Here is a 23,013-nt window from a genome sequence, read left to right on the forward strand (position 1 = left end):
AAGTTTCCCGGTCGCGCCTCCGGCGCTCCCCGCCGATTCACCTTCGATCCCGGTCGCGCCTCCGGCGCTCCTCGCCGATTCACCTTCGATCCCGGTCGCGCCTCCGGCGCTCCTCGCCTCTTCAGGCAGATCGACCCCGGTCACGTCATGGCGGCCGGTCTCGAAGATCAGCGGTTCCTCCATCTGGAGGCCGCGATTGCCGGTAAAAGTCCCGGCCTCGGCGGCGACGGCCGCGACCGGCGCGGTGGGACGGCCTTGTTCGTTCATCACAGTATGCCTCCGCCCATGCGCTCGATGGCAATCGCAATTGCATCGCGATCGACGAGGCTGAGTTGAATCCCCTGGTGGTTGTTTTTGCCCGTCCGAGTCGGCCCGGTTGCCAAGCGTGAAAAGTTGGAACTCGATCGAGTCCCTGTGACGGAAATCCCGGGCACACCATGCACTTTTGTCACGTCGCCGAATCCGAAGACAAGTGCCAGCGAACCATGTTCTCGATTGAGATTGATCACTTGGCCCGAGGCATCATGGACGAATTCGATTGTTTTCTTGGTCTCTCGTTCATATCGGAATCCGGCTCTGCCAAGCTCACGAATGGCGTCTTGTTCCCTCGGCGAGAATAGGTACTCAGCCATCACAGCACCTCCTTCAGCATCGCGGCGAAGGCGGCGCGATCGGCATCGGTATTGACCTCGGTCGATGCGACGACGATCAGGTCGTCGAGCTCCGGCCGGCCATGCTCCAGTCGCGAGACGGGGACGCCGCCGAGGACGCCATTGTGCGCGAGCGCATCGACCACCTCAGCCGCATTACCCGGGACGCGGATCGTGAACTCGTTGAAAAACGAATCATTCAGGACACTTACGCCCGGAATCTGAGAAAGCGATTCAGCCAGCGCCACGGCGTTGCCATGATTGAGCGCGGCAAGGCGCCGGAGCCCGGTCTCGCCGAGCAGCGTCATGTGGATGGTGAAGGCGAGGCAGCAGAGGCCGGAATTCGTGCAGATATTCGAGGTCGCCTTGTCGCGCCGGATATGCTGCTCGCGGGTCGAGAGGGTCAGCACGAAACCGCGCCGTCCCTCGGCGTCGACGGTCTCGCCGCAAAGGCGTCCCGGCATCTGGCGGACATATTTCTGGCGGGTCGCGAACAGCCCGACATAGGGGCCGCCGAAGGTCAGCGGATTGCCGATCGACTGCCCCTCGCCGACGACGATGTCGGCCCCTTGCGCGCCCGGCGGCTCGATGGCACCAAGCGCCACCACCTCGGTAAACACCGCTACCAGAAGGGCCCCGACCGCGTGCGCCTTCTCGGCTACGGCCGAGAGATCGATGAGCTGGCCGTAGAAGGACGGCGACTGGACGACGACGCAGGACGTCTCCTCGTCGATCGAATCGAGGATCGCCTCGGTGCCGGTCGGATCGGGCGGCAGAGCGACGAGGGCATCCTCCGCCATGCCCGAAACGGTCTCGACGACGGCGCGATACTGGGGATGCAGCCCGCCAGACAGAACCGCCTTCCGTCGTCTCGTCACGCGATGCGCCATCAGCACCGCCTCGGCGGTTCCGGTCGAGCCGTCATACATCGAGGCATTGGCGACATCCATACCGGTCAGATTCGCGACCTGGGTCTGGAACTCGAAGAGATACTGCAGCGTCCCCTGGCTGATCTCCGGCTGGTAGGGCGTGTAGGAGGTCAGGAATTCGGAGCGCTGGATCAGATGGTCGACGCTCGCGGGAACATGGTGCCGGTAGGCGCCGGCGCCGACGAAGAAGGGCACCGACCCGGCCGCCGTATTGCGCGCGGCCATGCGCCCGAGCACCGCCTCGACCTCCATCTCGCCGCGCGAAGGCGGCAGGTCGAGCAGGCCGGTGAGGCGCTTGTCGGCCGGGATGTCGGCAAAGAGGTCTTCGATCGATCCGGCGCCGATCCGCGCCAGCATCGCCTCGCGGTCGGCTTCGGTATGGGGAAGGTAGCGCATGGCGGGCTCCGGGCGTCAGCGACCGGCCGGCTCGATCCGGATCTCGGTCCGGACCGAATTGGCAATGAAGCAGTTGTCGTGGGCGGCGTGGTGGAGGCGGTCGCTCTCCGCGGTATCCGGCGCGCCGGCATCCGAGAAATCGATCCTCGGCCTGAGTGTGACGACCGAGATCCAGTAGCGGCCCTCGTCGCTCTTCTCCATGACCCCCTCGGCCTCGTCCCGGTAGCGCTCGACGACGAAACCGGCGCGGCGGGCGAGATCGAGGAAGGTCAGCATGTGGCAGGACGACAACGAGGCGACGAACGCCTCCTCCGGATCGATGGCGTCCTCGACCGACCAGGGCTTCGGCACGACGAGCGGCGAGGCCGAGGCCGCGAGCGCTATGCCGCCGTCGAAATGCCAGAGATGGCGGCGCGAGTAGCGCCCCCTGGCGAAATCCTCGTCAGCCTCGCACTGCCAGGTGACGGTCGCCCGATAGAGATGCGGGTGTGCCACGAAATCCTCAGATCGTCTCGAGGAATGCCTTGTAGGCGTCGGCATCCATCAGCGCCTCGACCTCGCTCTTGTCCGCCACCTTCAGCTTAAGGAACCATCCCGCGTCCTCAGGCGCCGTATTGACCATGGCGGGCTCGTCGCCGAGCGCGACGTTGACCTCAACCACCTCGCCCGCGACCGGAGCGAAGACCTCGCTCGCCGCCTTGACCGATTCGACGACGGCTGCCTCCGCCCCCTTTGCCAGGGTCCTGCCAACCTCGGGAAGCTCGACATAGACGACGTCGCCAAGCTGTTCCTGGGCGTAGTCGGTGATGCCGATCACGGCGATGTCGCCTTCGAGGCGAATCCATTCGTGATCGCGAGAATAACGTGTGGTCATCCGGTGTCCTCGTCAGGGTTTGCGCTTGCGGAAATAGCGATGGGGCACGAAGGGCATGGTGGAGACCGTGGCCGGCAGGTCGCGGCCGCGGACCTCGACGGCGATCCGGGTGCCCGGCTCGGCATAGCTCGCATCGACATAGCCCATGGCGATCGGCGCACCGACGGTCGGGCCGAAGCCGCCCGATGTGACGTCGCCGATATGCCGGCCCTCGACGGTCTTGATCGGCGCGCCCTCGCGCGCCGGTGCCTTGCCATCGAGGGTGAGGCCGACGCGTTTCCTCGGCGGCCCCGCCTGCAATTCGCGCTGGATGCGCGCGGCGCCCGGGAATCCGCCCTCTTCGCGCCGCCGCCTGGCGATCGCGAATTCGAGATCGGCTTCGACCGGGGTCGTCATCGTATCGATGTCGTGGCCATAAAGACAAAGCCCCGCCTCGAGGCGGAGCGAATCGCGCGCGCCGAGGCCGATCGGCCCGACTTCGGGTTCCGCGAGAAGCGCCCGCGCGATGGCCTCCGCATCGTCCGCCGCCATCGACAGCTCGAAGCCATCCTCGCCGGTATAGCCGGAGCGGGACATGCCGCAAGCCAGGTCGTCGAAAGTCGCGCTCCAGGCGGTCATGAAGCCCGGCTCGCCGAGATCGGGCACGTGACGGGAGAGCACCGCCGCGGCCGCCGGCCCCTGAAGCGCCAGCAGCGCCCGATCGTCCATCGGTTCAAGGATGACGGAAGCCGGCAGGCGGGCTCGGAAATCGGCGTAGTCGACATCCTTCCGCGCGGCATTCACGACGACGAGCAATCGCCCGTCGTCATCGGGGGAAGCCGGCCGGGTCACCATCAGGTCGTCGATGATGCCGCCGTTTTCGGAGAGCAGCAGCGTGTAGCGCTCGCGACCGCGGCCAAGCCCGACGAAATCTCCCGGTGTCAGGGCTTCGAGCGCCCGGGCGGTGGTTTCGTGATCGGGACCGACGAGGCGTGCCTGGCCCATATGCGAGACGTCGAACAGCCCCGCCGAGTCGCGGACCTGATTGTGTTCGGCGATGATCCCGGTCGGATACTGGACCGGCATCGAATAGCCGGCGAACGGCACCATCCGCGCCCCGAGTTCGCGATGAAGCCCGGCGAGCGGCGTTTCCTTCAGGCCTTCCGACACAGACTGGGACATTGGACCCCCGGTTCTTGAGCGACGGCGACGAACCAGCCCAAAAAGGACCGTCCGCACCCCCTCTGTCCGAGGACCTGAGAGATTCCCGCGCGATCTTGGTGGGTCGCTTTTCCGGACGGAAAAGTGCAAGCCACTTTTCCAGGAAACGCTCCCGCGCGGTTACTCCTTCGGTGAGCCCCCCTCGCGGCGGACTGCTTTCCAGAGCGTCGTCGACCGTCCGGTCCTTTCGCCTGAGAGTTTCCGGGGCGGTTGCTCCTTCGGCGCCGGGCCAGGCGAGGCCCGGTCTCTCCCGGCGGTCGTTCGCAGCCAGCCCTCGCGGAAACCGGCCGACCGGAACGCGACGACATCCCGGTCAAGGCAGCATAGAAGCCGGCCCCGGCGAGTCAATCGCGTCCGGGCATCCTCACTTCTTGCCCTCGTCGAAACCCACATAAATGATCAGATCGCGGTCGTTCGGGCCGATGTTGACCGAGACGTCGAAGACCCGCTCATAGGCGGTCGAAAAGTCAGGCGCCGTCAGCGTCACCGGAACCTTGAAGAGGTTCGAATAAAGCGGCCCCTTGCCACCGGTCTGCTTGGCGACGGCGACCCGTATCGGCAGAGTCGTCGAACCGGCGCCGCCTTTGGGTCCGGCGACCACGCGTCCCCTGACACCGACCTTCATCGTCAATGCCCCGCCCGAGACGCCGCATTCCCGGGCGGTGTTCTTGATCGAGGCCAACTGGCGTGCGTAGCTCGGATCATTCTCATGGCCGCGTTCGTAGGTGATCATCTCCTCGGTGCCGGCTCGAATCTGGATCGGCGGGCAATAAGACGACGGCCTGAAGTCCGGTTGCGAAGAGGCGGCATTCGCCGGCTGGCTGACGCTGGTGGCGATGGCGTCGGTGCCGCCATTGGTCGAACAGGCGCCAAGCGCCGCGACTGCGAGGGAAATCAGCCCAATACGGGCTGACGCAATCGAACGGAACGGGAATCGCATCGACTTTCCTTCACCGAAAACAGGCGCTTCTATATCAAATCAAAAGGCTTTTTTGCGACCGCCCGTTCGTCGCAGGACCGCGGCGGCGCTTGCCCGCCGGGTGCGCGACCGTTAGATTTCCGCGATCATGCCGGACATTGCGTCCGGGACCGGGAAGGCACAGCCCAGTGAAATACGTCAGTACGCGCGGCCGCGCCCCTGCGCTCGGTTTTTCGGATGTCCTGCTTACCGGACTTGCCGGCGACGGCGGGCTCTACGTTCCCGAGACCTGGCCAAGCCTGGATCGCGCACAGATCGCGGCATTTGCCGGTCGCCCCTATGCCGAGGTCGCGACCGAGGTCATCCGCCCCTTCGCAAGCAGCGACATCGACGAGGCCGACCTCGCCCGCATGTGCGACGAGGCCTATGCGACCTTTCGCCATCCGGCGGTGGCACCGCTCACCCAGGTCGCGCCGGGCGAATGGGTATTGGAGCTTTTCCACGGCCCCACCCTCGCCTTCAAGGACCTGGCGATGCAGCTCCTTTCGCGGCTGATGGATCACGTCCTGACCAGCCGGGGCGAGAAGGTGACGATCATCGGGGCGACATCGGGCGATACCGGCGGCGCGGCGATCGAGGCCTTCCGCGGACGACGGAATGTCGACCTGTTCATGCTGTTTCCGGAGAACCGGGTTTCGCCCTTCCAGCAGCGCCAGATGACGACAAGCGGCGCGGCCAACATCCATCCGATCGCCGTCAAGGGGACCTTCGACGACTGCCAGGCGATCGTGAAGGCCGCCTTCGGCAATCGTTCCCTTCGCGAACGCCTGGCGCTGAGCGGCGTGAACTCGATCAACTGGGCCCGGATCGTCGCCCAGATCGTCTATTACTTCACCTCGGCAGTGGCGATCGGCGGCCCGGCACGGCCGGTATCCTTCACCGTTCCGACCGGCAATTTCGGCGACATCTATGCGGGCTATGCGGCGAAACGCATGGGACTGCCGATCGCCGACCTGGTGATCGCGACGAACATCAACGACATCCTCTCCCGAACCCTCGCGACGGGCCGCTACGAGGTCGGCAGCGTCCAGGCAACGGCCTCCCCCTCCATGGACATCCAGGTCTCCTCGAATTTCGAGCGTGCGCTGTTCGACGCCTATGACCGCGATGCGGAGGCCATCGAGCGCCTGATGGCAATGCTCGCCCAGTCGCGCGCCTTCACGATCGGTCCGGACGCCCTGGAGACGGTGCGCAAGCATTTCGACGCCGGGACGGCGGATGAGGACCAGACCAGGGCAACCATCGCCGAGGTCTGGCGGGCGACCGGATTCCTGCCGGATCCGCATACCGCGGTGGGCCTGTCGGTCGCACGCCGGCATCTTTCTCCGGAGGTGCCGATGATCACCCTTTCCACCGCCCATCCGGCGAAATTTCCGGCCGCGGTCGAAGCCGCCATCGGCGCGCCGCCCGCGCTGCCGCCGGGATTCGACGACCTGGCCTCGCGGCGCGAGGATTATGTTGTTCTTGCGAATGATCAGTCGGTCGTGGAGGATTTCCTCCTGGCAAACGCCAATGCAGTAAGGGACGAGGTTTGACGCAATGTCGGTGCGCGTAACGAGTCTGGAATCCGGGATCAGAGTCGTCACGCACGAAATGGATCACCTCGAAAGCGCCGCGCTCGGCGTCTGGGTCGGCGCCGGCTCGCGATCGGAGCGCGACGACGAGCACGGGCTCTCCCACCTGCTCGAGCACATGGCCTTCAAGGGCACCAAGACGCGCTCCGCCGCCGATATCGCGGAAGAGATCGAGGAGGTCGGCGGCGAGGTCAATGCCGCGACCAGCGTCGAGACCACCTCCTATTATGCGCGCATCCTCAAGGACGACGTTCCGCTGGCGCTCGACATCCTCAGCGACATCCTGTCGAACTCGGTCTTCGATCCGCAGGAGCTGGCCCGCGAGCAGCATGTCATTCTCCAGGAGATCGGAGCGGCGCTCGATACGCCCGAGGACCGGGTCTATGACAGCTTCGCGGAAGCCGCGTTTCCCGACCAGCCTATCGGCCGGACCATCCTCGGCACGGCCGAGACGGTGAAGGCCGCCGGCTCGCCGATGCTCGGTGCCTATCTCGACCGTCACTATCGCGGCCCGTCGATGGTGGTCGCGGCCGCGGGCGCGATCGATCACGACAGGCTCATCGAGCTCGCCGGCAATGCTTTCCACGCGATTCCGCGCGAGACCGGACCGGCGCCGGTCAACGCCGTCTATCGCGGTGGCGAGCGGCGCGAGCAGCGCGACCTCATGGAGACCCAGATCATCCTCGGCTTCGAAGGCCTCGCCTATGGCTCGGACGATTTCTACGCGGCCCAGATCCTCTCGTCGATCGTCGGCGGAGGGATGTCGTCCCGGCTCTTTCAGGAGGTCCGCGAGAAACGGGGGCTCTGCTATTCGATCTATGCCTTCCACTGGAGCTTTGCCGACACGGGCGTCTTCGGCGTCCATGCCGCGACCGGACCGGACGACGTCGACGAGCTGGTGCCGGTGGTGGTCGATGAACTCGCCCAGACTATCGACGATGTCAGCGACAAGGAGCTGAAGCGGGCCCGGTCGCAACTTCGCGCCGGACTGCTGATGACGCTCGAGAGCCCGGCGGCGCGGGCCGGGCAGCTTGCTCGCCAGCTGCTGCTGTTCGGCCGAATCGTATCGCCGGAGGAGCTGATCGAGCGCATCGAGGCCATCGGCGTCGACGACCTTCGCGCCCTCGCCAACCGGATATTCCGCAGCGGCCCGCCGACCCTCGCGACCGTCGGCCCGACAAACGGGATGATGGACCGTGACGCCATCGCCGCCCGCCTCGGCGTCCGGGGCGCGGGCTGAGAGGCACGGGAAATGGCCTTTCTCCGCTCCATCTCGACCGTCAATGCCAACCCGACCATCCGCGCCGAACGGGTGCTGCTGCGCGCGCCGGCGCTCGCCGATTATCCGCAATGGACCAAGCTGCGCGAGGACAGCCGGTCCTTTCTGGCGCCATGGGAGCCGATTTGGCCGGCCGACGATCTCACCCGCCTGGCATTCCGGCGGCGGATCAGGCGCTACCAGCGGGAAATCCGCAGCGGAACCGGCTATCCGATGTTCGTCTTTTCTCCGGATGGCGAAACCCTGCTCGGCGGCCTGACCCTTTCGCAGGTCCAGCGCGGCGTCGCCCAGTCGGCCGTGCTCGGTTACTGGATGGGCATGCCCTTCGCCGGCAAGGGCTACATGAGCGCTTCCGTCCGCGCCATGGCGGCCTTTGCCTTCGATACGCTGCATCTCCACCGGATCGAGGCCGCCTGCCTCCCCCACAACGACGCCTCCATCAGGCTTCTCGAGACGGTCGGCTTCCGCCGCGAGGGCTATGCGCGGAAGTTCCTCTGCATCGACGGACGCTGGCAGGACCACCTGCTCTATGCCCTGATCCGCGACGACCCCCGGACGTAGGAGGTTCTTGCCTTGTTTCGGCCCGTGTAAACAAATACTAAGTCGGGATTCACCCCGGCCGCGGAGCGTCGGTATTTGCCAACTCGTCTGATCGCCCTTCTGGTCCTCGCCCTGATCTCGGCCGTGCTCCCCGGCGCGGGCGCGAAGGCGCTCGACGGGATAGCCGTGCCGCTGGACAAGAGGACCCTGGACCTCACCCATCAGGTCCAGATCTATCGTGAGCCGGACGACCGGATTCAGGTTTCCACGGCGCCAGGACCCGATGGAATCGTCCGCCGGATCGAGATCCGCTCCGAGGAAGGCGGCGGCAGCTCCGACTGGGCGGTCTTCGCGCTGGCCAATAACGGCGACGAGCAGATCGACCGGCTGCTCGTCTCCCCGCATTTCCGGCTTGCCGGATCGGGCCTCTTCTGGCCGGACCTCGGCGCCTCGCGCATCGCCAATATCACCCCCAGCCAGGGCTTCGCGCCGGATCGGCAGGACAGCCAGGAGGCGGACGTCTTCCGCATCACGCTCGATCCCGGCGCGGTGGTCACCTATGTGGCGGAGCTGCGCACGCCCGAGTTGCCGCAGCTCTATTTGTGGGATGGCGACGCCTACAAGGACGCGGTCAATTCCTATTCGCTCTACCACGGCATCGTGCTGGGTATCTCGGGTCTGCTGGCGCTCTTCCTGACGATCGTCTTCGTCATCAAGGGCACCGCGATGTTCCCGGCAACCGCCGCGCTTGCCTGGGCGGTGCTCATCTATCTCTGCATCGACTTCGGCTTCTGGAACCGGCTGATCGACGTTCTGCCCGGCGAGGACCAGATGTGGCGCGCCGTCGCCGAAGTATTCCTCGCCGCCTCGCTGGTGGTGTTCACCTATACCTATCTTCACCTCAACCGCTGGCACGTCCGCTACAGCCACCTGACCATAGGCTGGCTGCTCGGCCTCGCCCTGCTGTTCGGCATCGCCGTCGTCGAGCCGTCCGTAGCCGCCGGCGTGGCACGGCTCTCGATCGGCCTGACCGGCGTGCTCGGCTTCGCCCTGATCGTCTATCTCGCCACGCACGGGTTTGACCGGGCGATCATGCTCATCCCGACCTGGATCCTGCTCCTCGTCTGGACCTTCGCCGCCTGGCTGACGGTGACGGGCGACCTGGCGAATGACGTCGTCCAGCCGGCGCTGGCCGGCGGCCTGGTGCTGATCGTCCTGCTGATCGGCTTCACGGTGATGCAGCATGCCTTTGCCGGCGGCGTGGTCACCCAGGGCCCGATCGGCGACACCGAGCGGCGGGCGCTGGCGCTGACTGGTGCCGGCGATATCGTCTGGGACTGGGACGTCCAGCGCGACCGGATCTATGCCGGACCGGAAGCCGAGGATCTCCTCGGGCTTGGCCGGGGAACGCTGGAGGGGCCGGCGCGCGACTGGCTCGACGTTCTCCATCCCGGCGACCGCGACCGGTTCCGGGCGCTGCTCGACGCCGCCGTGGAACAGCGCCGCGGCAGGATCTCGCAGGATTTCCGGCTAAGGTCGGAGGACGGCCACTACCGCTGGTTCCACTTGCGCGCCCGCCCGGTGCTCGGCCAGGACGGCGAGGTCCTGCGGGTCGTCGGGACGCTTCTCGACGTCACCGAGGAGCGGACCGCCGAAGAGCGCCTGCTCCACGATTCGGTGCATGACAACCTGACCGGCCTGCCCAATCGCGAGCTGTTCATCGACCGGCTGCGCGCGGCGATCGCCCGCACGGAAGCCGAAGGCGTCTCACGGCCCTCGGTCTTCATGCTCGATATCGACCGCTTCAAGCAGGTCAATGACGGCTTCGGCCTGGCGATCGGGGATTCAATCCTGCTGACGATCGCCCGGCGCCTGAGCCGCCTGCTCAAGCCCCAGGATACCCTCGCCCGCCTCAATGGCGATCAGTTCGCCTTCCTCCTCATCTCCGAGAACCAGCCGGAGCGCATCGCCGCCTTTGCCGAGTCGGTCCGGCGGACGCTGCGCGCTCCGATCACCCTCGGCGAAAAGGAGGTCTTCCTCACCGCTTCCATCGGCATCTCGATGCACGACACCAAGGACATGGAAGCGGAGGAGATGATGAAGGAGGCGGAGATCGGGATGTATCACGCCAAGCGTCTTGGCGGTGACCGCATCGAGGCCTTCCGCCCGGCGCTTCAGCAGCACGGCACCGATCTTGCGACCCTGGAATCGGACCTGCGACGCGCGCTCGGCCGCGAGGAGATCAAGGTTCTCTACCAGCCGATCGTCCGGATCGAGGACAAGACGATTGCCGGCTTCGAGGCGCTGGTGCGCTGGGATCATCCGAAGCTCGGGCGCATTCCGCCAACCGATTTCATCCCGATGGCGGAACGCACCGGCCTGATCATCCCGCTCGGCCTGTTCGTGCTCGACCGCGCCGCCCGCCAGCTTGCCGACTGGCAGGAGGCGCTCGGCCGCCACACGCCGCTTTTCACCAGCGTCAACGTCTCGAGCCGCCAGTTGCTGCGCCACGACCTGATCAATGACGTGAAATCGGTGCTCGTCCGCTCCAGCATCAATCGCGGATCGCTGAAGCTCGAAGTCACCGAAAGCCTGGTGATGGAGAACCCCGAATACGCCGCGCAGGTGCTGGTGCGGATCCGCGAACTCGGCGCCGGACTGTCGCTCGACGATTTCGGCACCGGCTATTCGTCGCTCTCCTACCTTCAGCGCTTCCCCTTCGACACCATCAAGATCGACCAGACCTTCGTGCGCGGCACCGGCGGCGGCGACCGGCGGATCATCCTGAAGTCGATCATCTCCCTCGCCCACGACCTCGGCATGGACGTCGTCGCCGAAGGCGCGGAATCGGAGGCCGACGCCTTCGAACTCCAGGAGCTCGGCTGCGAGTTCGTTCAGGGTTTCCTCTACGGACAGCCGATGACGGCGGCGGAAGCCAACAAGCTGCTGTTCCGGACCGACGTGGAAGAAAAATACGAAGAAGCGTAGCTCGGGTTACGGCAGTTTCAACAGTTTCACGTGATTTTGGATTGAAGTGTTGAAACCATTGAATTTGTGTGGTTTCAACACTTTCGTCCAACAATCCGTCAGACTGATGAAACTTAAATGATTCAAGAGCTTAACAACGACCAGCGGCGTGAGATGATCAATTCACGCCAGCGATTCGCGGCTTGGCGGGCGGCCGCCGCGCGCCTTGCCGGTTACAAGGGCTCAATGGTCTGGGCCCAGTCAAAGGGCATAACCTATCTCCGTCGCTCCTACTACGAAGGCCGGCAGGGCACCAGGCGGCACACCTCGCTTGGTCCACGTTCCGCCGCGACGGAAAAGCAAAAGGCCGATTTCGAACAGGGCCGGCGAGAAGCCAGGGCCCGCTTCAAAGAGCTGAGGGAAGCGCTCGACCGGCAGGCCTCGATCAATCGGGCAATCGGGCTCGGCCGGATTCCCCTGATTGCCGCGCGCATCCTACGCGCGCTGGACGATGTCGACCTTCTCGGCAACGGGCTGCGTGTGATCGGCACGAATGCGATCCGTGCCTACGAGGCGGCCGCCGGCGTATTTGTCGATGCTGAAATTGCCGCAACAGAGGATCTCGATCTGCTCATCGATGCCCGAGCCGAGGTGCGTTTCGTGGCAACGGGCGACTTCCCCGCCCGCAACCTGATGAACGTCCTGAGACGCGTGGACCACTCGTTCGTGAAGGAACGGCAGAATTTCCGCGCCAGCAACCGTGATGGATACCTCGTCGATCTTGTGGAGCCGCTGCGGCACCCGCCGCGACAGCGGCAGGCAGCGACGATCGGAACGGACAGGGACGACCTCGACGCGGTGGAGATCGAGGGATTGGTGTGGCTGGAGAACGCCCCGTCGTTCGAGGCCGTCGTCATAGACGATCGAGGCGCTCCAGCGAGAATGGTCGTCCCGGATCCTCGGGTCTTCGCCGCGCACAAGCTGTGGCTTTCCAAGCGCCCCGACCGCGATCCGCTTCAGCGCCGCCGTGACGCTGCCCAGGCGCAGGCCGTCGCGTCCCTGGTCGCTCTTCACCTGCCTCACTTGCCTTATGTTGCAAGCGAATTGAAGCTCTTGCCGCTCGAGACATATAACGATGCGCGTTCGCTCTTCGCGGTCTGAGCCTCGTTCATGTCAACACCGCTTGACACCGCGCCCCTGCCCTCCCTTATTCACGCTATGATCGAAGCCGCCCCGACCCCCAGACCGCCATTGGAGATCCTGCTCTGCGCGCCGCGCGGCTTCTGCGCCGGAGTCGATCGCGCGATCCAGATCGTCGAGCTCGCGCTCGAGCGGTATGGTCCACCGGTCTATGTCCGCCACGAAATCGTCCATAACCGATACGTGGTCGACAGCCTCAAGGCAAAGGGCGCGGTGTTCGTCGAGGAACTCGACGAGATCCCCGACACCGACCAGCCGGTGATCTTCTCCGCCCATGGCGTCGCCAAGGCTGTGCCCGAAGCGGCGCGGGCGCGGAACCTGTTCCAGCTCGACGCGACCTGCCCGCTTGTGACCAAGGTCCATCGCGAAGCGGAGGTTCTCCACCGTAAGAAGAACCGGGAAATCGTCCTGATCGGGCACGCCGGCCACCCCGAGGTGATCGGCACCATGGGGCAATTGCCGGCGGGTGCGGTGCATCTCATCGAGACGGAGGCCGACGCGCGCGCCTTCACCCCGGGCGACCCGGACAAGCTCGCCTGGATCACCCAGACGACGCTCTCGGTCGACGACACGGCGGCGATCGTCCGCATCCTCACCGAACGCTTCCCGAACATCCTCGCCCCCCACAAGGATGACATCTGCTACGCGACCACCAATCGCCAGGAGGCGGTGAAACGGGTCGGAGCGGAGGTCGATGCGATGATCGTCGTCGGGGCGCCCAACTCGTCCAATTCGCAGCGCCTGCGCGAAGTCGCCGAACGCGTCGGCTGCCCGCTCTCGGTGCTGGTGCAGCGTGCCGCCGATATCGACTGGCAACGTTTCGAGGGGACCAGGCGGCTCGGCATCACCGCCGGCGCCTCCGCCCCGGAGGTCCTGGTCGAAGAGGTCATCGACGGATTTGCCGAACGCTTCGACGTCACGGTCAGGCTGGTGACCACCGCCGCCGAGGATATGACCTTCGCCCTGCCCCGGCAGCTTCGAGACGCGGCGGAGTGAACCCGGCTTGGCCGTCTATACCGACTTTTCCGACGAAGAGCTCGCCGATTTCCTCCGCGGCTACGACCTCGGCACGGTCGTTTCGCTGAAGGGCATCGCCGAGGGCGTCGAGAATTCCAACTATCTTCTCGTCACCGAAACCGGACAGTTCATCCTGACCCTCTACGAGAAGCGGGTCGACCCGGCCGACCTGCCTTTCTTCCTCGGATTGATGGACCATCTCGCGGCCAACGGCCTGAATTGCCCGGTTCCCATCCATGACCGGCAAGGAAACGCGCTGAACGTGCTCGCCAACCGGCCGACCGCGATCATCTCCTTCCTGCGTGGCATCTCGATCCGCCGCCCGCAGCCCGAGCATTGCCAGGCGGTTGGTCATGCCCTGGCTGATCTGCACCGGGCGGCAGAGGGATTTGAGCTCAGGCGCCCCAACGCCCTGTCGGTCGAAAGCTGGCGGCCTCTTTACGAGGCATGCGACGGGCGCGCGGACGAGGTCAGGCCGGGGCTCGGAGACGAGATCGAGGCGGAGCTCGCCTATCTCGAGGCGCATTGGCCTTCCGATCTTCCCACCGGGGTCATCCATGCCGACCTCTTTCCCGACAACGTCTTCTTTCTCGACAAGAAGCTGTCGGGACTGATCGATTTCTATTTCGCCTGCAACGACATGCTCGCCTATGACGCCGCGGTCTGCCTGAATGCCTGGTGCTTCGAGGCCGATGGTTCGCTGAACGTCACCAAGGCGCATGGGCTGCTCTCCGGCTATGCGTCGGTGCGTTGCTTCACGCCGGCGGAGATCGCGGCGCTGCCGTTGCTCGCCCGTGGATCGTCGCTGCGCTTCCTGCTGACGCGGCTCTACGACTGGCTCACCGTGCCCGAGGGCGCCCTTGTCGTGCCCAAGGATCCCCTCGAATATTATCGCCGGCTCCGCTTCCACCGCAGCGTGACCGACGCCAGCGCCTATGGTCTTGGCCTGTGAGCGCCCGATCGAAGATCGAGATCTGGACCGATGGCGCCTGCTCCGGCAATCCGGGGCCCGGCGGCTGGGGCGCCGTGCTGATGTGGAACGGCCACGAAAAGGAGCTATCCGGGGGGGAGCCGGAAACCACCAACAACCGCATGGAGCTGACGGCCGCGATCTCTGCGCTCGAAGCGCTCAAGCGGCGATCGGTCGTCGACCTCCACACCGACTCGCAATACCTGCGCGGCGGGATCATGGGCTGGATCCACGGCTGGAAGAGGAACGGCTGGCGGACCAGCGACCGCAAGCCGGTGAAGAATGTCGACCTGTGGCAGAAGCTCGACGCGCTCCGCGAGAAGCACGAAGTCCACTGGCACTGGGTCAAGGGTCACGCAGGGACCGAAGCGAACGAGCGCGCCGACCAGCTTGCCCGCGACGGGATGGAGCCCTTCAAGCCGAAGCGCGCGAAACGCGGCGCCGGCGGTAACGGCGGGGACTGAGCAACCTCAGTGCAGCGCCTCGATCATGGCGGCGGCCCCGGTGGCGGATATCCCCTTGGCGCCGTCCGGCTCGAAGTTGAGCACCTTGACCACCCCGTCCTCGACCAGCGCCGAAAAGCGCTTGCAGCGCTTGCCGAGACGGCCGGGGATCATATCGACCTCGAGGCCGATCGCCCGGGTGAAATCGCCCAGGCCGTCGGCGAGGAAATCGATCTTCCCGTCGGCACCCAGCGCTTCCGACCAGGCCTTCATCACATGGTGGTCGTTGGTCGTCAAGACGGCAATCGCGTCCACGCCTTTGGCGCGCAACGCCGCGAGATCGGCAATATATTGCGGGACATGGGCCTTGTGGCAGGTCGAGGTGAAGGCGCCGGGAACGCCAACCAGAACCACCGTCCTGCCGGTGAAATAGTCCGCTGACGTCAGGTCCGTCGTCGAACCGTCCTCGTTCTTCACCCGGAACACGCCCTCGGGCAGCCGGTCTCCCACCTTGATCATTGCTTTCCTCTCAAATGATTTTCCCCGACACCGGGCGGCGCCAGGGCTTATGGCAATCGGCTCTCAGTCGGGGCCGACGGTCTGTTCTATAGCACGATTGCCAGCCACGATCGTGACCACGAACCGCGCCTGGTCGATCGGCGTCTTCGCTCCCAGCCGATCGAAGGCGACGCTGTAGATGGATCCGTCCCCGCCACCGCTCGGCTCCGGAACGCCGGCATACCAGTCCGCCGGCCCTTCGACGAAGACATCGACCGGCCCGGCATCGGCATTGACGATGGTCACCGCATATTCCGGCCGCCGGTCCGTGCCGCCGGTCCGCTCCAAGCCCGCCACGGCGAGGACGGCCGGTTCCGGCGGGCCCGGGACCTGCGTCCAGGCATCGGTGATCACCCGCGCCGCCTCCGCGTCCGTCGCCCCCGGAGGCGCCTCCACCGCCACGTCGAAATGCGCGGGAATGCAGACGTCGTGACAAACGCCGATGTCCAGCGACAGCCGCAGGTCAACCGGCCTGGTCACGTCGCCGACGTCGATAACCAGAGGCAGAACGACCCGCCCCTGGTAGACGTTGCTGATCGCGTAGCCGTCATCATAGCGATGCGGCGCCGGGTATCGGATGGTAAGATCCCCGACATTGCCGGACATCGAGAAGTCGGAACGCGGCGGGATGCCGGCGGCGCCAGGCGTGCGCCAATAGGTGTGCCAGCCGGGTGCGAGCTCGATCTCGATAGCTCCCGTCAGCGCGCCGTCGGCGTCGAGCCCACCGGTGAGCAGCCGGACGCGGGCACGGTCGCCTTCCGACCACATACCGACGGCGGCCGAGACCGGCCCCGACAGGACAACGGTCGCGACGAAGGCGGTCAAAAGGATCCCGTGAAGACGGCGCATCAGCATGGAGGGCAAAATAGCGTCGCAGATGGGCGACAGCGAGGCCTCCGAAAAGACCGACGCTTCATATGTTCGTGACCCCGACGTCAACACGCGAGAGGACATTCGACCGCCTTTCATTTTGGAGCCGCCATGCTACGCTCGTTTGCCATGGCCAAAGCGCAAAAAGCAAAGACCACCGCGTCGCAGAGCTATCTGGACGGCCAACTCCTTATCGCCATGCCCGGCATGCAGGACAGCCGCTTCGCGCGCACCGTCGTCTTCCTCTGCGCCCATTCCGCCGACGGCGCGATGGGGATCATGGTCAACCAGCCCGCCCGGGACATCACCTTCCGCGACCTGCTCGTCCAGCTCGACATCATTCCCGAAGGCTCGGAAATCCGCTTGCCGGAGGCGGCCGACAATATGCAGGTCTATCGCGGCGGCCCGGTCGAGACCGGACGCGGCTTCGTGCTCCACAGCACCGACTATTTCATCAAGACGTCGACGCTGCCGATCGACGACCATGTCAACCTGACGGCGACGCTCGAAATCCTCAAGGCGATCGCCCACGGCAACGGCCCGCGCAGCGCCATGCTCGCCCTCGGATATGCCGGATGGGCTCCGGGACAGCTCGAGTCGGAGATCCAGGCGAATGGCTGGCTCACCTGCCCGGCGACGCCGGAGCTGATCTTCGACACCGACATCGATGCGAAATACGACCGGGCGCTCGCCCAGCTCGGCATCGATTCCAGCCGTCTCTCCGGCGAGGCCGGACACGCCTGAGCAGCGGGCCCTTCGAAGGCCGTCGGATCAGCCGCCTCGCCTCTGCCTGACGATGTAGGCGACGAGAACAGCGACGAGAGCCGCCGCCAGCCCGAACCAGGTCAGCGCGTATTGCAGGTGGTTGTTGGGAAAGGTTATCGGCGTCTCGCCCCCTTGCGGAATTCCGCCGGGCGGAGCCGGATCGGCCCTGGCGTCAACGATGTAGGGAGCGACGCCCTCGAGCGGCAGGCCGCTCGCCTGAGCGAAGGCCCGAGGGTCGCGCGAGAACCACTCGTTGCGGTCCGGATCATCGCCGGGAGCAAACCATGCGGATTGATGGGGTGCTCGAAGCAGGCCCGTTACCGTGGTTTCGCCCTCGATCTGGCCCTCCCGGCGTGTTCCGGCATCCTTGCGATCGCGCGGCACGAAGCCCCGGTTGACGTAGACGATCCATCCGCCGTCGGTTTCGAAGGGGGTCATCACCATGTAGCCGAGCCCGCCGAGCGGTCCCTTCGGCTCGGTCAGCGTGAAGACGACATGAATTTCCTTGTCGTTGACGAAATGGCCGACAAGCGTGACCGGAAGGTATTCGTCCTCGGTCAGGTCGAGCGCCGGCCATGCATCGGGTCCCGACGCCGGCACGGACTCGCCGTCAACGCGCGCCTCGACCCGCGCGACCAGCGCCTCTTTCCACTGGAGGCGCGCGACCTGCCAAACACCGAGCGACACGAGGACGGCAAAGGCGGCCGCCGCGAGGATGATGAGAACGAGAAAGCGGCGCGTGGCGAAGGTCCTCACGTTCCGTCGATACGGCCTTCCTGCGCCCGATGGCGATATTGCTGGGCGATCAGCCACCCCTTGAGCGGACGCAGCAGCCCGATCGACAATCCCAGCACCAGCGGTATCCACAGGATGGCGTGGAGCCAGTAGGGCGGGTGGAAGGTGAATTCGACGACCAGCGCCAGTCCGACCACGATAAAGCCAACGATCATCATGATGAAGACCGCCGGCCCGTCGCCCGAATCGGCGAAGGAATAGTCGAGCCCGCAATTCCCGCAGCGCGCCGCCGGATCGAGGAATCCCTTGAACAGCCGCCCCTCGCCGCAACGGGGGCAACGCCCCCGCATACCGGTCTGGGTCGGAGGCAGGTCCGGATAGATCGCCTTGTCTGCTTCCGCCATCCGACTATTCGATCAGGTGGATAGGCGCGCCCCAGTTGCCCCAGACGTAGATCGAGAAGAACAGGAAGAGCCACACGACGTCGACGAAATGCCAATACCATGCGGCCGCCTCGAAGCCGAAATGCTGCTTCGGCGTGAACTGGCCGGCCAGCGCCCGGATCAGGCAGACGATCAGAAAGATCGTGCCGACGATCACGTGGAAACCGTGGAAGCCGGTGGCCATGAAGAATGTCGACCCGTAGATGCTGCCGCCAAAGGAGAAGGCCGCGTTGGCATATTCGTAAATCTGCACGCTGGTGAAGATCATGCCCAACACGATCGTGCAGACCAAGCCCCAGACGAGGCCCCTGCGGTCATTATGCAGAAGTGCGTGATGAGCCCAGGTGACGGTCGTGCCGGAGGTCAGCAGGATCAGCGTGTTGAGCAGCGGGAAGTGCCACGGGTCGAAGACTTCTATCCCCTGCGGCGGCCAATGCCCGCCGGTGAATTCGGCCCGGGCTACCTGCTCGGCGGCGTCGGGGAAGAGGCTCGCGTCGAAAAATGCCCAGAACCACGCGACGAAGAACATCACCTCCGAGGCGATGAACATGATCATGCCGTAGCGGAGGCCGAGTTGCACGACCGGGGTGTGATCACCGGCTTCCGCCTCGCTGATCACATCGCGCCACCAGACCAGCATCGTGTAGAGCACGCCGATCATGCCCGGCGCGATCCACCACGCCGATGCGCCATGCATGAAGGAGATCGCGCCGACCGCAAGGACGAAGGCGGAGATCGAGCCGAACAGCGGCCACGGGCTCGGATCGACGAGATGATAGGGATGTGATTTCGCGTGGGCCTCAGCCATTTTCCGGATGCTCCGACGTCAGAATGCGCTGTCCGTGTCCGACGCCGGGGCAGCAGCCCCGGAATCGGCAGGGTAGAAGGTATAGGAAAGTGTGATCGTGTATACGCCGTCGAGATTGCTGTCCTCGACGATCGCGGGATCGACGAAGAAGGTCACCGGCATCTCGACCGTCTGCCCCGGCTCGAGGGTCTGTTCGGTAAAGCAGAAACAGGCGATCTTGTTGAAATAGGCGCCGACATCGAGCGGCGAGACATTGAAGACCGCCGACCCCGTCGTCGTTTTGGTGCCGCGGTTCTCGGCCAGGAAGATGGCTTCCCCGGTCTCCCCGACCTTGAGGTCGACCTCGCGGGTCAGCGGCCGGAAGCTCCAGCCAAGCCCGTTGACGATATTCGCGTCGAAACGAACCGTGATCTTCCGATCAATCGCCTTTTCCGGCGCACTATTCGCCTGCTGGGTCGTGCCGCCATACCCGGTCACCTGGCAGAATATCCGGTAAAGCGGCACGGCGGCGAAGGCCATCCCGACCATCCCGACGACGAAGACCGCCAGCAGCGACGCGGTCAGCGCCAGAGTCGGCTTCCTGACCTGCCGGGTTTCCCTCGCGGCGTTCGCGTCAGGCGCGGTCATAGCGGCCTGCTCGCTATGTTCGAGCCGATCTTGGCGATGGTGACGAAGTAGAAGACCGCGACGAAAGCCGCCAGGGCGATCGCGATCGCGATCGAGCGGGCACGACGGCGGCGCGCCCGGACATCGTCCGATGTCACCGCTTCGTCGTGGCGATCGCTCATATCGGGGGTTTCAGTCACCGGCAGACTCATTGATTATCGCACACCGCCAACGGGGGAGAAACAATGGCCGGCACCGACCGACCGCCCAACACCCGCACCGCGCGCCTTGCATTCACGGGCGACCTGCTGCTCGGGAGGAAAGTCAGCGCCACGGTGGTCAACGGCCAGCCGCCGACGGCGATGTGGGGCGATCTCCGGCCACGCATGCTCGCCGCCGACGCGGTCATCGCCAACCTCGAGACGCCGATCACCACGCATGCCGTCAAGTGGCACAAGTGGAAGGCCTTCTACTTCCGCACCGATCCCGTCATCACCGAGTCCCTCAAGGCCGGCAACATCCAGTGCCTCTCGCTCGCCAACAACCATATGGTCGACTACGGCAGCCAGGGCCTGCTCGACACCCGCCGGCACCTCGATGCGGCCGGAATCGCCTTCGCGGGCGCCGGCGCCAACGCCGACGAGGCGGCGAAACCGGTCCTGTTCGAAGCCGGCCAGATGACCATCGGCTTCATCTCGATCACCAACACCGTGCCGGCGTTCCGCGCCACGGCGGACCACCCCGGCACCAACTACTGGAAGATCACGACCGACCGCGCCACCATCGACCGGCTTGCGGCACATATCGGCGATCTCCGCACCGCGGGCGCCGATCTCGTCATCCTGTCGACCCACTGGGGTCCGAACTACCGCTGGTGGCCGCCCAGGCACTACCGGGCCTTTGCCAGGAAGGCGGTCGATCTCGGTGTCGACATTGTCCACGGCCACTCGGCGCACGTGCTCCAGGCCGTCGAATTCCACGGCAGAGGCCTGATCCTCTACGACACCGGCGATTTCGTCGAAGACATGATCGTCGCGCCCGGATTCCGCAGCGACCGTTCCTGCCTCTTCCTGGTCGAGGCCGGCCCCGGCATGGTGCCGCGGCTCAGGATGGTGCCGGTAAAGCTGACCCTGGCCAAGGTCAACCGGGCCCGGGGTCGGGAAGCGGACGCCATTCGCGAATATATGATGCGTCGATGCCGGGGCTTCGCGGTCGATATTCGCGAGGAAAACGGCGAGCTGATCGCGACGCCGCCGGCTGGCGCCGGTCGCGAAGACGGCTGAGGCGATCATACGAGCCCTCCGCCAAACCCGATCGCCTCGACAAGCAGAACGGCGAAGAGCAGCAGCAGGTAGAGGATCGAGAATCCGAAGAGCTCGCGGCAGGCGCGTTCGCCGGCCGCGTCCGCCTTGCTGCGGAAGACGCGCCACGCGAGACCGACAAAGGCGACACCCGTCGCGCCCGCGACGATGGCATAGGCGATCCCGGCAAAGCCAAGTGCATAGGGCGTCATGGCAAACAGCGCCATCACCACGGCATAGGCCAGGATCTGGCGCTTGGTCGCGGCCGCGCCGGCGACGACCGGCATCATCGGAATCCTGGCCCTTGCATAGTCGTCTGACTTGTAGAGCGCGAGGGCCCAGAAATGCGGCGGCGTCCACAGGAAGATGATGCCGAACAGCACGAGGCTTTCAACGCCGACGCTCCCGGTCACCGCCGCCCAGCCGATCACCGGCGGCAACGCCCCCGCCGCACCGCCGATGACGATATTCTGCGGTGTCCAGCGCTTCAGCCACATCGTGTAGATCACGGCGTAGAAGAAGATGGTGAAGGCGAGGAGCCCGGCGGCCAGCCAGTTGGTGGCGAGGCCGAGGAAGGTGACCGAGCCAACCGACAGCGTCATCCCGAAGGCGAGCGCGTCTCCAGGCGAAAGCCGCCCCGCCGCAACCGGACGGCCGCGGGTGCGACGCATGACCTTGTCGATATCCGCGTCGTACCACATGTTCAGCGCACCCGACGCCCCGGCCCCCACCGCGATCGCCAGCAACGCGGCGATGGCGATGATCGGATGAATGCCGGCCGGAGCCATCACGATGCCGGTCAGGGCGGTAAAGACCACGAGCGACATCACGCGCGGCTTGAGCAGCGCGAGAAAATCGCCGACCGAGCCGAGCGGCTGCTCGGCACCTATCGTCTGATCGATTTCGCTCCGGTCGACATATGCCATGGTCTTAGACTTGCCGCTTCAGGCCAGGCGGCGCGCTCGCGCCGCGCTGCCTATTTGATCCTCGGCAACACCTCCCACTGGTGGAATGGCGGCGGCGAGGAGAGCTGCCACTCGAGCGTCGTGGCGCCCGGGCCCCACGGGTTGTTGCCGGCTTCGCGCTTCTTGGCGAAGGCGTCCCACATGCCATAGAGGAAGATCAGGACGCCGACCGCCGAGATGTAGGAGCCGATCGACGACACCATGTTCCAGCCGGCGAAGGCGTCCGGGTAGTCGGCATAGCGGCGCGGCATGCCCGACAGGCCGAGGAAATGCTGCGGGAAGAACACCAGGTTGACGCCGATGAAGGTGACCCAGAAGTGCAGCTTGCCGATCTTGTCGTTGTACATGTAGCCGCTCATCTTCGGGAACCAGTAGTACCAGCCGCCGAAGATCGCGAAGACGGCGCCGAGCGACAGAACATAGTGGAAGTGGGCCACCACGTAGTAGGTGTCGTGGAGCGCGTAGTCGAGGCCGGCATTCGCAAGCTGGACGCCGGTGACGCCGCCGAGGGTGAACAGGAAGATGAAGCCGATCGCCCAGAGCATCGGCGTCTTGAACTGGATCGAGCCGCCCCACATCGTCGCGATCCACGAGAAAATCTTGATGGCGGTCGGCACAGCGATGACCATCGTGGCGGCGACGAAATAAGCCTGGGTCGAGAGCGACAGGCCGACGGTGAACATGTGGTGGGCCCACACGACGAAGCCGATGAAGCCGATGGCGATCATCGCATAGGCCATGCCGATATAGCCGAAGACCGGCTTCCGCGAGAAGGTCGAGATGATCTGGCTGATCATGCCAAAGCCCGGCAGGATCAGGATGTAGACCTCGGGATGGCCAAAGAACCAGAACAGGTGCTGGAAGAGCACCGGATCGCCGCCGCCCTCGGGGTTGAAGAAGGTGGTGCCGAAGTTGCGGTCGGTCAGCAGCATGGTGATCGCACC

25 protein-coding genes, 1 pseudogene and 1 riboswitch are annotated in these 23,013 nt (G+C 65.4%); of the genes and pseudogenes, 10 read left to right on the forward strand and 16 right to left on the reverse strand.

Going from position 1 to position 23,013, the window contains the following annotated elements; all coding sequences use genetic code 11:
- The 7 genes and pseudogenes from KDJ86_RS17395 to KDJ86_RS17425 form a co-directional block, all read right to left on the reverse strand.
- Window positions 1-267, reverse strand: a pseudogene (locus KDJ86_RS17395) (hypothetical protein); the annotation flags it as partial.
- Window positions 267-632 (reverse strand): hypothetical protein, encoded by a 366-nt coding sequence (locus KDJ86_RS17400; RefSeq protein WP_291748726.1) that lies wholly within the window; start codon window positions 630-632, stop codon window positions 267-269. The gene KDJ86_RS17400 and the pseudogene KDJ86_RS17395, both read right to left, overlap by 1 nt.
- Window positions 632-1,975 carry an aminomethyl-transferring glycine dehydrogenase subunit GcvPA gene (gcvPA, locus tag KDJ86_RS17405; protein ID WP_291748728.1) on the reverse strand — a complete coding sequence of 448 codons (1,344 nt, stop codon included), beginning with the start codon at window positions 1,973-1,975 and terminating at the stop codon, window positions 632-634. The genes KDJ86_RS17400 and gcvPA overlap by 1 nt, the downstream gene beginning before the upstream one ends.
- 15 nt (window positions 1,976-1,990) lie before the next feature.
- The gene (locus KDJ86_RS17410) at window positions 1,991-2,470 is read right to left on the reverse strand and encodes an OsmC family protein (RefSeq protein ID WP_291748730.1); all 480 of its coding nucleotides are present in this window, start codon (window positions 2,468-2,470) and stop codon (window positions 1,991-1,993) included.
- A gap of 7 nt (window positions 2,471-2,477) precedes the next feature.
- On the reverse strand, window positions 2,478-2,849 hold the full coding sequence (gcvH, locus tag KDJ86_RS17415; RefSeq protein WP_291748731.1) for a glycine cleavage system protein GcvH: 372 nt from the start codon (window positions 2,847-2,849) through the stop codon (window positions 2,478-2,480).
- A 12-nt stretch (window positions 2,850-2,861) separates the two neighbouring features.
- A complete protein-coding gene (gene gcvT, locus KDJ86_RS17420; protein ID WP_291748733.1) occupies window positions 2,862-4,010 on the reverse strand; it encodes a glycine cleavage system aminomethyltransferase GcvT in 1,149 nt (382 codons plus the stop codon).
- 207 nt (window positions 4,011-4,217) lie between these two features.
- A riboswitch (glycine riboswitch) is annotated at window positions 4,218-4,312 on the reverse strand.
- 101 nt (window positions 4,313-4,413) lie between these two features.
- The gene (locus KDJ86_RS17425) at window positions 4,414-4,989 is read right to left on the reverse strand and encodes a hypothetical protein (RefSeq protein ID WP_291748735.1); all 576 of its coding nucleotides are present in this window, start codon (window positions 4,987-4,989) and stop codon (window positions 4,414-4,416) included.
- Window positions 4,990-5,156: 167 nt separating this feature from the next.
- On the opposite strand from KDJ86_RS17425, the gene thrC reads away from it, so the two are divergent.
- The 8 genes from thrC to rnhA all read left to right on the forward strand — a co-directional run bounded on the left by thrC (window position 5,157) and on the right by rnhA (window position 15,039).
- The gene (gene thrC, locus KDJ86_RS17430; protein WP_291748737.1) at window positions 5,157-6,563 is read left to right on the forward strand and encodes a threonine synthase; all 1,407 of its coding nucleotides are present in this window, start codon (window positions 5,157-5,159) and stop codon (window positions 6,561-6,563) included.
- Window positions 6,564-6,567: 4 nt separating this feature from the next.
- On the forward strand, window positions 6,568-7,842 hold the full coding sequence (locus tag KDJ86_RS17435; protein WP_291748739.1) for a M16 family metallopeptidase: 1,275 nt from the start codon (window positions 6,568-6,570) through the stop codon (window positions 7,840-7,842).
- Window positions 7,843-7,854: 12 nt separating this feature from the next.
- Window positions 7,855-8,442, forward strand: coding sequence for a GNAT family N-acetyltransferase (locus tag KDJ86_RS17440; RefSeq protein WP_291748742.1), 588 nt, complete (start codon window positions 7,855-7,857; stop codon window positions 8,440-8,442).
- Between the two features lie 75 nt (window positions 8,443-8,517).
- Window positions 8,518-11,409 (forward strand): EAL domain-containing protein, encoded by a 2,892-nt coding sequence (locus KDJ86_RS17445; RefSeq protein WP_521085316.1) that lies wholly within the window; start codon window positions 8,518-8,520, stop codon window positions 11,407-11,409.
- 117 nt (window positions 11,410-11,526) lie between these two features.
- Window positions 11,527-12,549 carry a GSU2403 family nucleotidyltransferase fold protein gene (locus KDJ86_RS17450; protein ID WP_291748745.1) on the forward strand — a complete coding sequence of 341 codons (1,023 nt, stop codon included), beginning with the start codon at window positions 11,527-11,529 and terminating at the stop codon, window positions 12,547-12,549.
- A 57-nt stretch (window positions 12,550-12,606) separates the two neighbouring features.
- Entirely contained in the window at window positions 12,607-13,584 is a 978-nt protein-coding gene (ispH, locus tag KDJ86_RS17455) for a 4-hydroxy-3-methylbut-2-enyl diphosphate reductase (RefSeq protein ID WP_291748780.1), read from the forward strand.
- Between the two features lie 7 nt (window positions 13,585-13,591).
- Window positions 13,592-14,557, forward strand: a complete 966-nt coding sequence (locus KDJ86_RS17460) for a homoserine kinase (protein WP_291748747.1) — start codon at window positions 13,592-13,594, stop codon at window positions 14,555-14,557.
- The gene (gene rnhA, locus KDJ86_RS17465) at window positions 14,554-15,039 is read left to right on the forward strand and encodes a ribonuclease HI (protein WP_291748749.1); all 486 of its coding nucleotides are present in this window, start codon (window positions 14,554-14,556) and stop codon (window positions 15,037-15,039) included. The genes KDJ86_RS17460 and rnhA overlap by 4 nt, the downstream gene beginning before the upstream one ends.
- A 6-nt stretch (window positions 15,040-15,045) precedes the next feature.
- Here rnhA and KDJ86_RS17470 read toward each other — a convergent pair whose 3' ends face one another.
- Together KDJ86_RS17470 and KDJ86_RS17475 are read right to left on the reverse strand one after the other, a co-directional pair.
- Window positions 15,046-15,537, reverse strand: a complete 492-nt coding sequence (locus KDJ86_RS17470) for a peroxiredoxin (protein WP_291748751.1) — start codon at window positions 15,535-15,537, stop codon at window positions 15,046-15,048.
- A 63-nt stretch (window positions 15,538-15,600) separates the two neighbouring features.
- Window positions 15,601-16,401 carry a protein-disulfide reductase DsbD domain-containing protein gene (locus KDJ86_RS17475; RefSeq protein WP_291748753.1) on the reverse strand — a complete coding sequence of 267 codons (801 nt, stop codon included), beginning with the start codon at window positions 16,399-16,401 and terminating at the stop codon, window positions 15,601-15,603.
- A gap of 156 nt (window positions 16,402-16,557) precedes the next feature.
- On the opposite strand from KDJ86_RS17475, the gene KDJ86_RS17480 reads away from it, so the two are divergent.
- Window positions 16,558-17,190, forward strand: coding sequence for a YqgE/AlgH family protein (locus KDJ86_RS17480; RefSeq protein WP_291748756.1), 633 nt, complete (start codon window positions 16,558-16,560; stop codon window positions 17,188-17,190).
- Window positions 17,191-17,217: 27 nt separating this feature from the next.
- Here the strand turns inward: KDJ86_RS17480 and KDJ86_RS17485 are convergent, their stop codons facing one another.
- Genes KDJ86_RS17485 through KDJ86_RS17505 form a run of 5 tightly spaced genes read right to left on the reverse strand, consistent with a single transcriptional unit; the run spans window position 17,218 to window position 20,003 of the window.
- Window positions 17,218-17,967 carry an SURF1 family protein gene (locus KDJ86_RS17485; RefSeq protein ID WP_291748759.1) on the reverse strand — a complete coding sequence of 250 codons (750 nt, stop codon included), beginning with the start codon at window positions 17,965-17,967 and terminating at the stop codon, window positions 17,218-17,220.
- Entirely contained in the window at window positions 17,964-18,350 is a 387-nt protein-coding gene (locus KDJ86_RS17490) for a DUF983 domain-containing protein (protein WP_291748762.1), read from the reverse strand. Before KDJ86_RS17490 ends, KDJ86_RS17485 begins: the two co-directional genes overlap by 4 nt.
- 4 nt (window positions 18,351-18,354) lie before the next feature.
- The gene (locus KDJ86_RS17495) at window positions 18,355-19,197 is read right to left on the reverse strand and encodes a cytochrome c oxidase subunit 3 (RefSeq protein WP_291748765.1); all 843 of its coding nucleotides are present in this window, start codon (window positions 19,195-19,197) and stop codon (window positions 18,355-18,357) included.
- Window positions 19,198-19,215: 18 nt separating this feature from the next.
- Window positions 19,216-19,824, reverse strand: coding sequence for a cytochrome c oxidase assembly protein (locus KDJ86_RS17500; RefSeq protein ID WP_291748767.1), 609 nt, complete (start codon window positions 19,822-19,824; stop codon window positions 19,216-19,218).
- Complete coding sequence (locus tag KDJ86_RS17505; RefSeq protein ID WP_291748782.1) at window positions 19,821-20,003, reverse strand: cytochrome c oxidase system small membrane protein; 183 nt, start codon at window positions 20,001-20,003, stop codon at window positions 19,821-19,823. Before KDJ86_RS17505 ends, KDJ86_RS17500 begins: the two co-directional genes overlap by 4 nt.
- A gap of 45 nt (window positions 20,004-20,048) precedes the next feature.
- On the opposite strand from KDJ86_RS17505, the gene KDJ86_RS17510 reads away from it, so the two are divergent.
- Window positions 20,049-21,086, forward strand: coding sequence for a CapA family protein (locus tag KDJ86_RS17510; protein WP_291748769.1), 1,038 nt, complete (start codon window positions 20,049-20,051; stop codon window positions 21,084-21,086).
- Window positions 21,087-21,091: 5 nt separating this feature from the next.
- On the opposite strand, the gene KDJ86_RS17515 is transcribed toward KDJ86_RS17510, so the two are convergent.
- Window positions 21,092-22,030 (reverse strand): heme o synthase, encoded by a 939-nt coding sequence (locus tag KDJ86_RS17515; protein ID WP_291748773.1) that lies wholly within the window; start codon window positions 22,028-22,030, stop codon window positions 21,092-21,094.
- 50 nt (window positions 22,031-22,080) lie between these two features.
- Window positions 22,081-23,013: cbb3-type cytochrome c oxidase subunit I (locus tag KDJ86_RS17520; protein ID WP_291748775.1), on the reverse strand; the 933-nt coding region annotated here is incomplete at its 5' end.

The organism is Bauldia sp. (assembly GCF_020442045.1).
In the GTDB taxonomy this organism is placed as follows: domain Bacteria; phylum Pseudomonadota; class Alphaproteobacteria; order Rhizobiales; family Kaistiaceae; genus Bauldia.

What these genes read in the sequence shown, in the direction of transcription:
- gcvH (WP_291748731.1), bottom strand. Translation starts at nt 2,849, where the DNA reads ATGACCACACGTTATTCTCGCGATCACGAATGGATTCGCCTCGAAGGC.
- KDJ86_RS17470 (WP_291748751.1), bottom strand. Translation starts at nt 15,537, where the DNA reads ATGATCAAGGTGGGAGACCGGCTGCCCGAGGGCGTGTTCCGGGTGAAG.
- KDJ86_RS17435 (WP_291748739.1), top strand. Translation starts at nt 6,568, where the DNA reads ATGTCGGTGCGCGTAACGAGTCTGGAATCCGGGATCAGAGTCGTCACG.
- KDJ86_RS17490 (WP_291748762.1), bottom strand. Translation starts at nt 18,350, where the DNA reads ATGGCGGAAGCAGACAAGGCGATCTATCCGGACCTGCCTCCGACCCAG.
- KDJ86_RS17515 (WP_291748773.1), bottom strand. Translation starts at nt 22,030, where the DNA reads ATGGCATATGTCGACCGGAGCGAAATCGATCAGACGATAGGTGCCGAG.
- KDJ86_RS17400 (WP_291748726.1), bottom strand. Translation starts at nt 632, where the DNA reads ATGGCTGAGTACCTATTCTCGCCGAGGGAACAAGACGCCATTCGTGAG.
- KDJ86_RS17500 (WP_291748767.1), bottom strand. Translation starts at nt 19,824, where the DNA reads ATGACCGCGCCTGACGCGAACGCCGCGAGGGAAACCCGGCAGGTCAGG.
- KDJ86_RS17440 (WP_291748742.1), top strand. Translation starts at nt 7,855, where the DNA reads ATGGCCTTTCTCCGCTCCATCTCGACCGTCAATGCCAACCCGACCATC.
- ispH (WP_291748780.1), top strand. Translation starts at nt 12,607, where the DNA reads ATGATCGAAGCCGCCCCGACCCCCAGACCGCCATTGGAGATCCTGCTC.
- KDJ86_RS17510 (WP_291748769.1), top strand. Translation starts at nt 20,049, where the DNA reads ATGGCCGGCACCGACCGACCGCCCAACACCCGCACCGCGCGCCTTGCA.
- gcvT (WP_291748733.1), bottom strand. Translation starts at nt 4,010, where the DNA reads ATGTCCCAGTCTGTGTCGGAAGGCCTGAAGGAAACGCCGCTCGCCGGG.
- KDJ86_RS17425 (WP_291748735.1), bottom strand. Translation starts at nt 4,989, where the DNA reads ATGCGATTCCCGTTCCGTTCGATTGCGTCAGCCCGTATTGGGCTGATT.
- KDJ86_RS17495 (WP_291748765.1), bottom strand. Translation starts at nt 19,197, where the DNA reads ATGGCTGAGGCCCACGCGAAATCACATCCCTATCATCTCGTCGATCCG.
- gcvPA (WP_291748728.1), bottom strand. Translation starts at nt 1,975, where the DNA reads ATGCGCTACCTTCCCCATACCGAAGCCGACCGCGAGGCGATGCTGGCG.
- KDJ86_RS17450 (WP_291748745.1), top strand. Translation starts at nt 11,527, where the DNA reads ATGATTCAAGAGCTTAACAACGACCAGCGGCGTGAGATGATCAATTCA.
- KDJ86_RS17480 (WP_291748756.1), top strand. Translation starts at nt 16,558, where the DNA reads ATGCTACGCTCGTTTGCCATGGCCAAAGCGCAAAAAGCAAAGACCACC.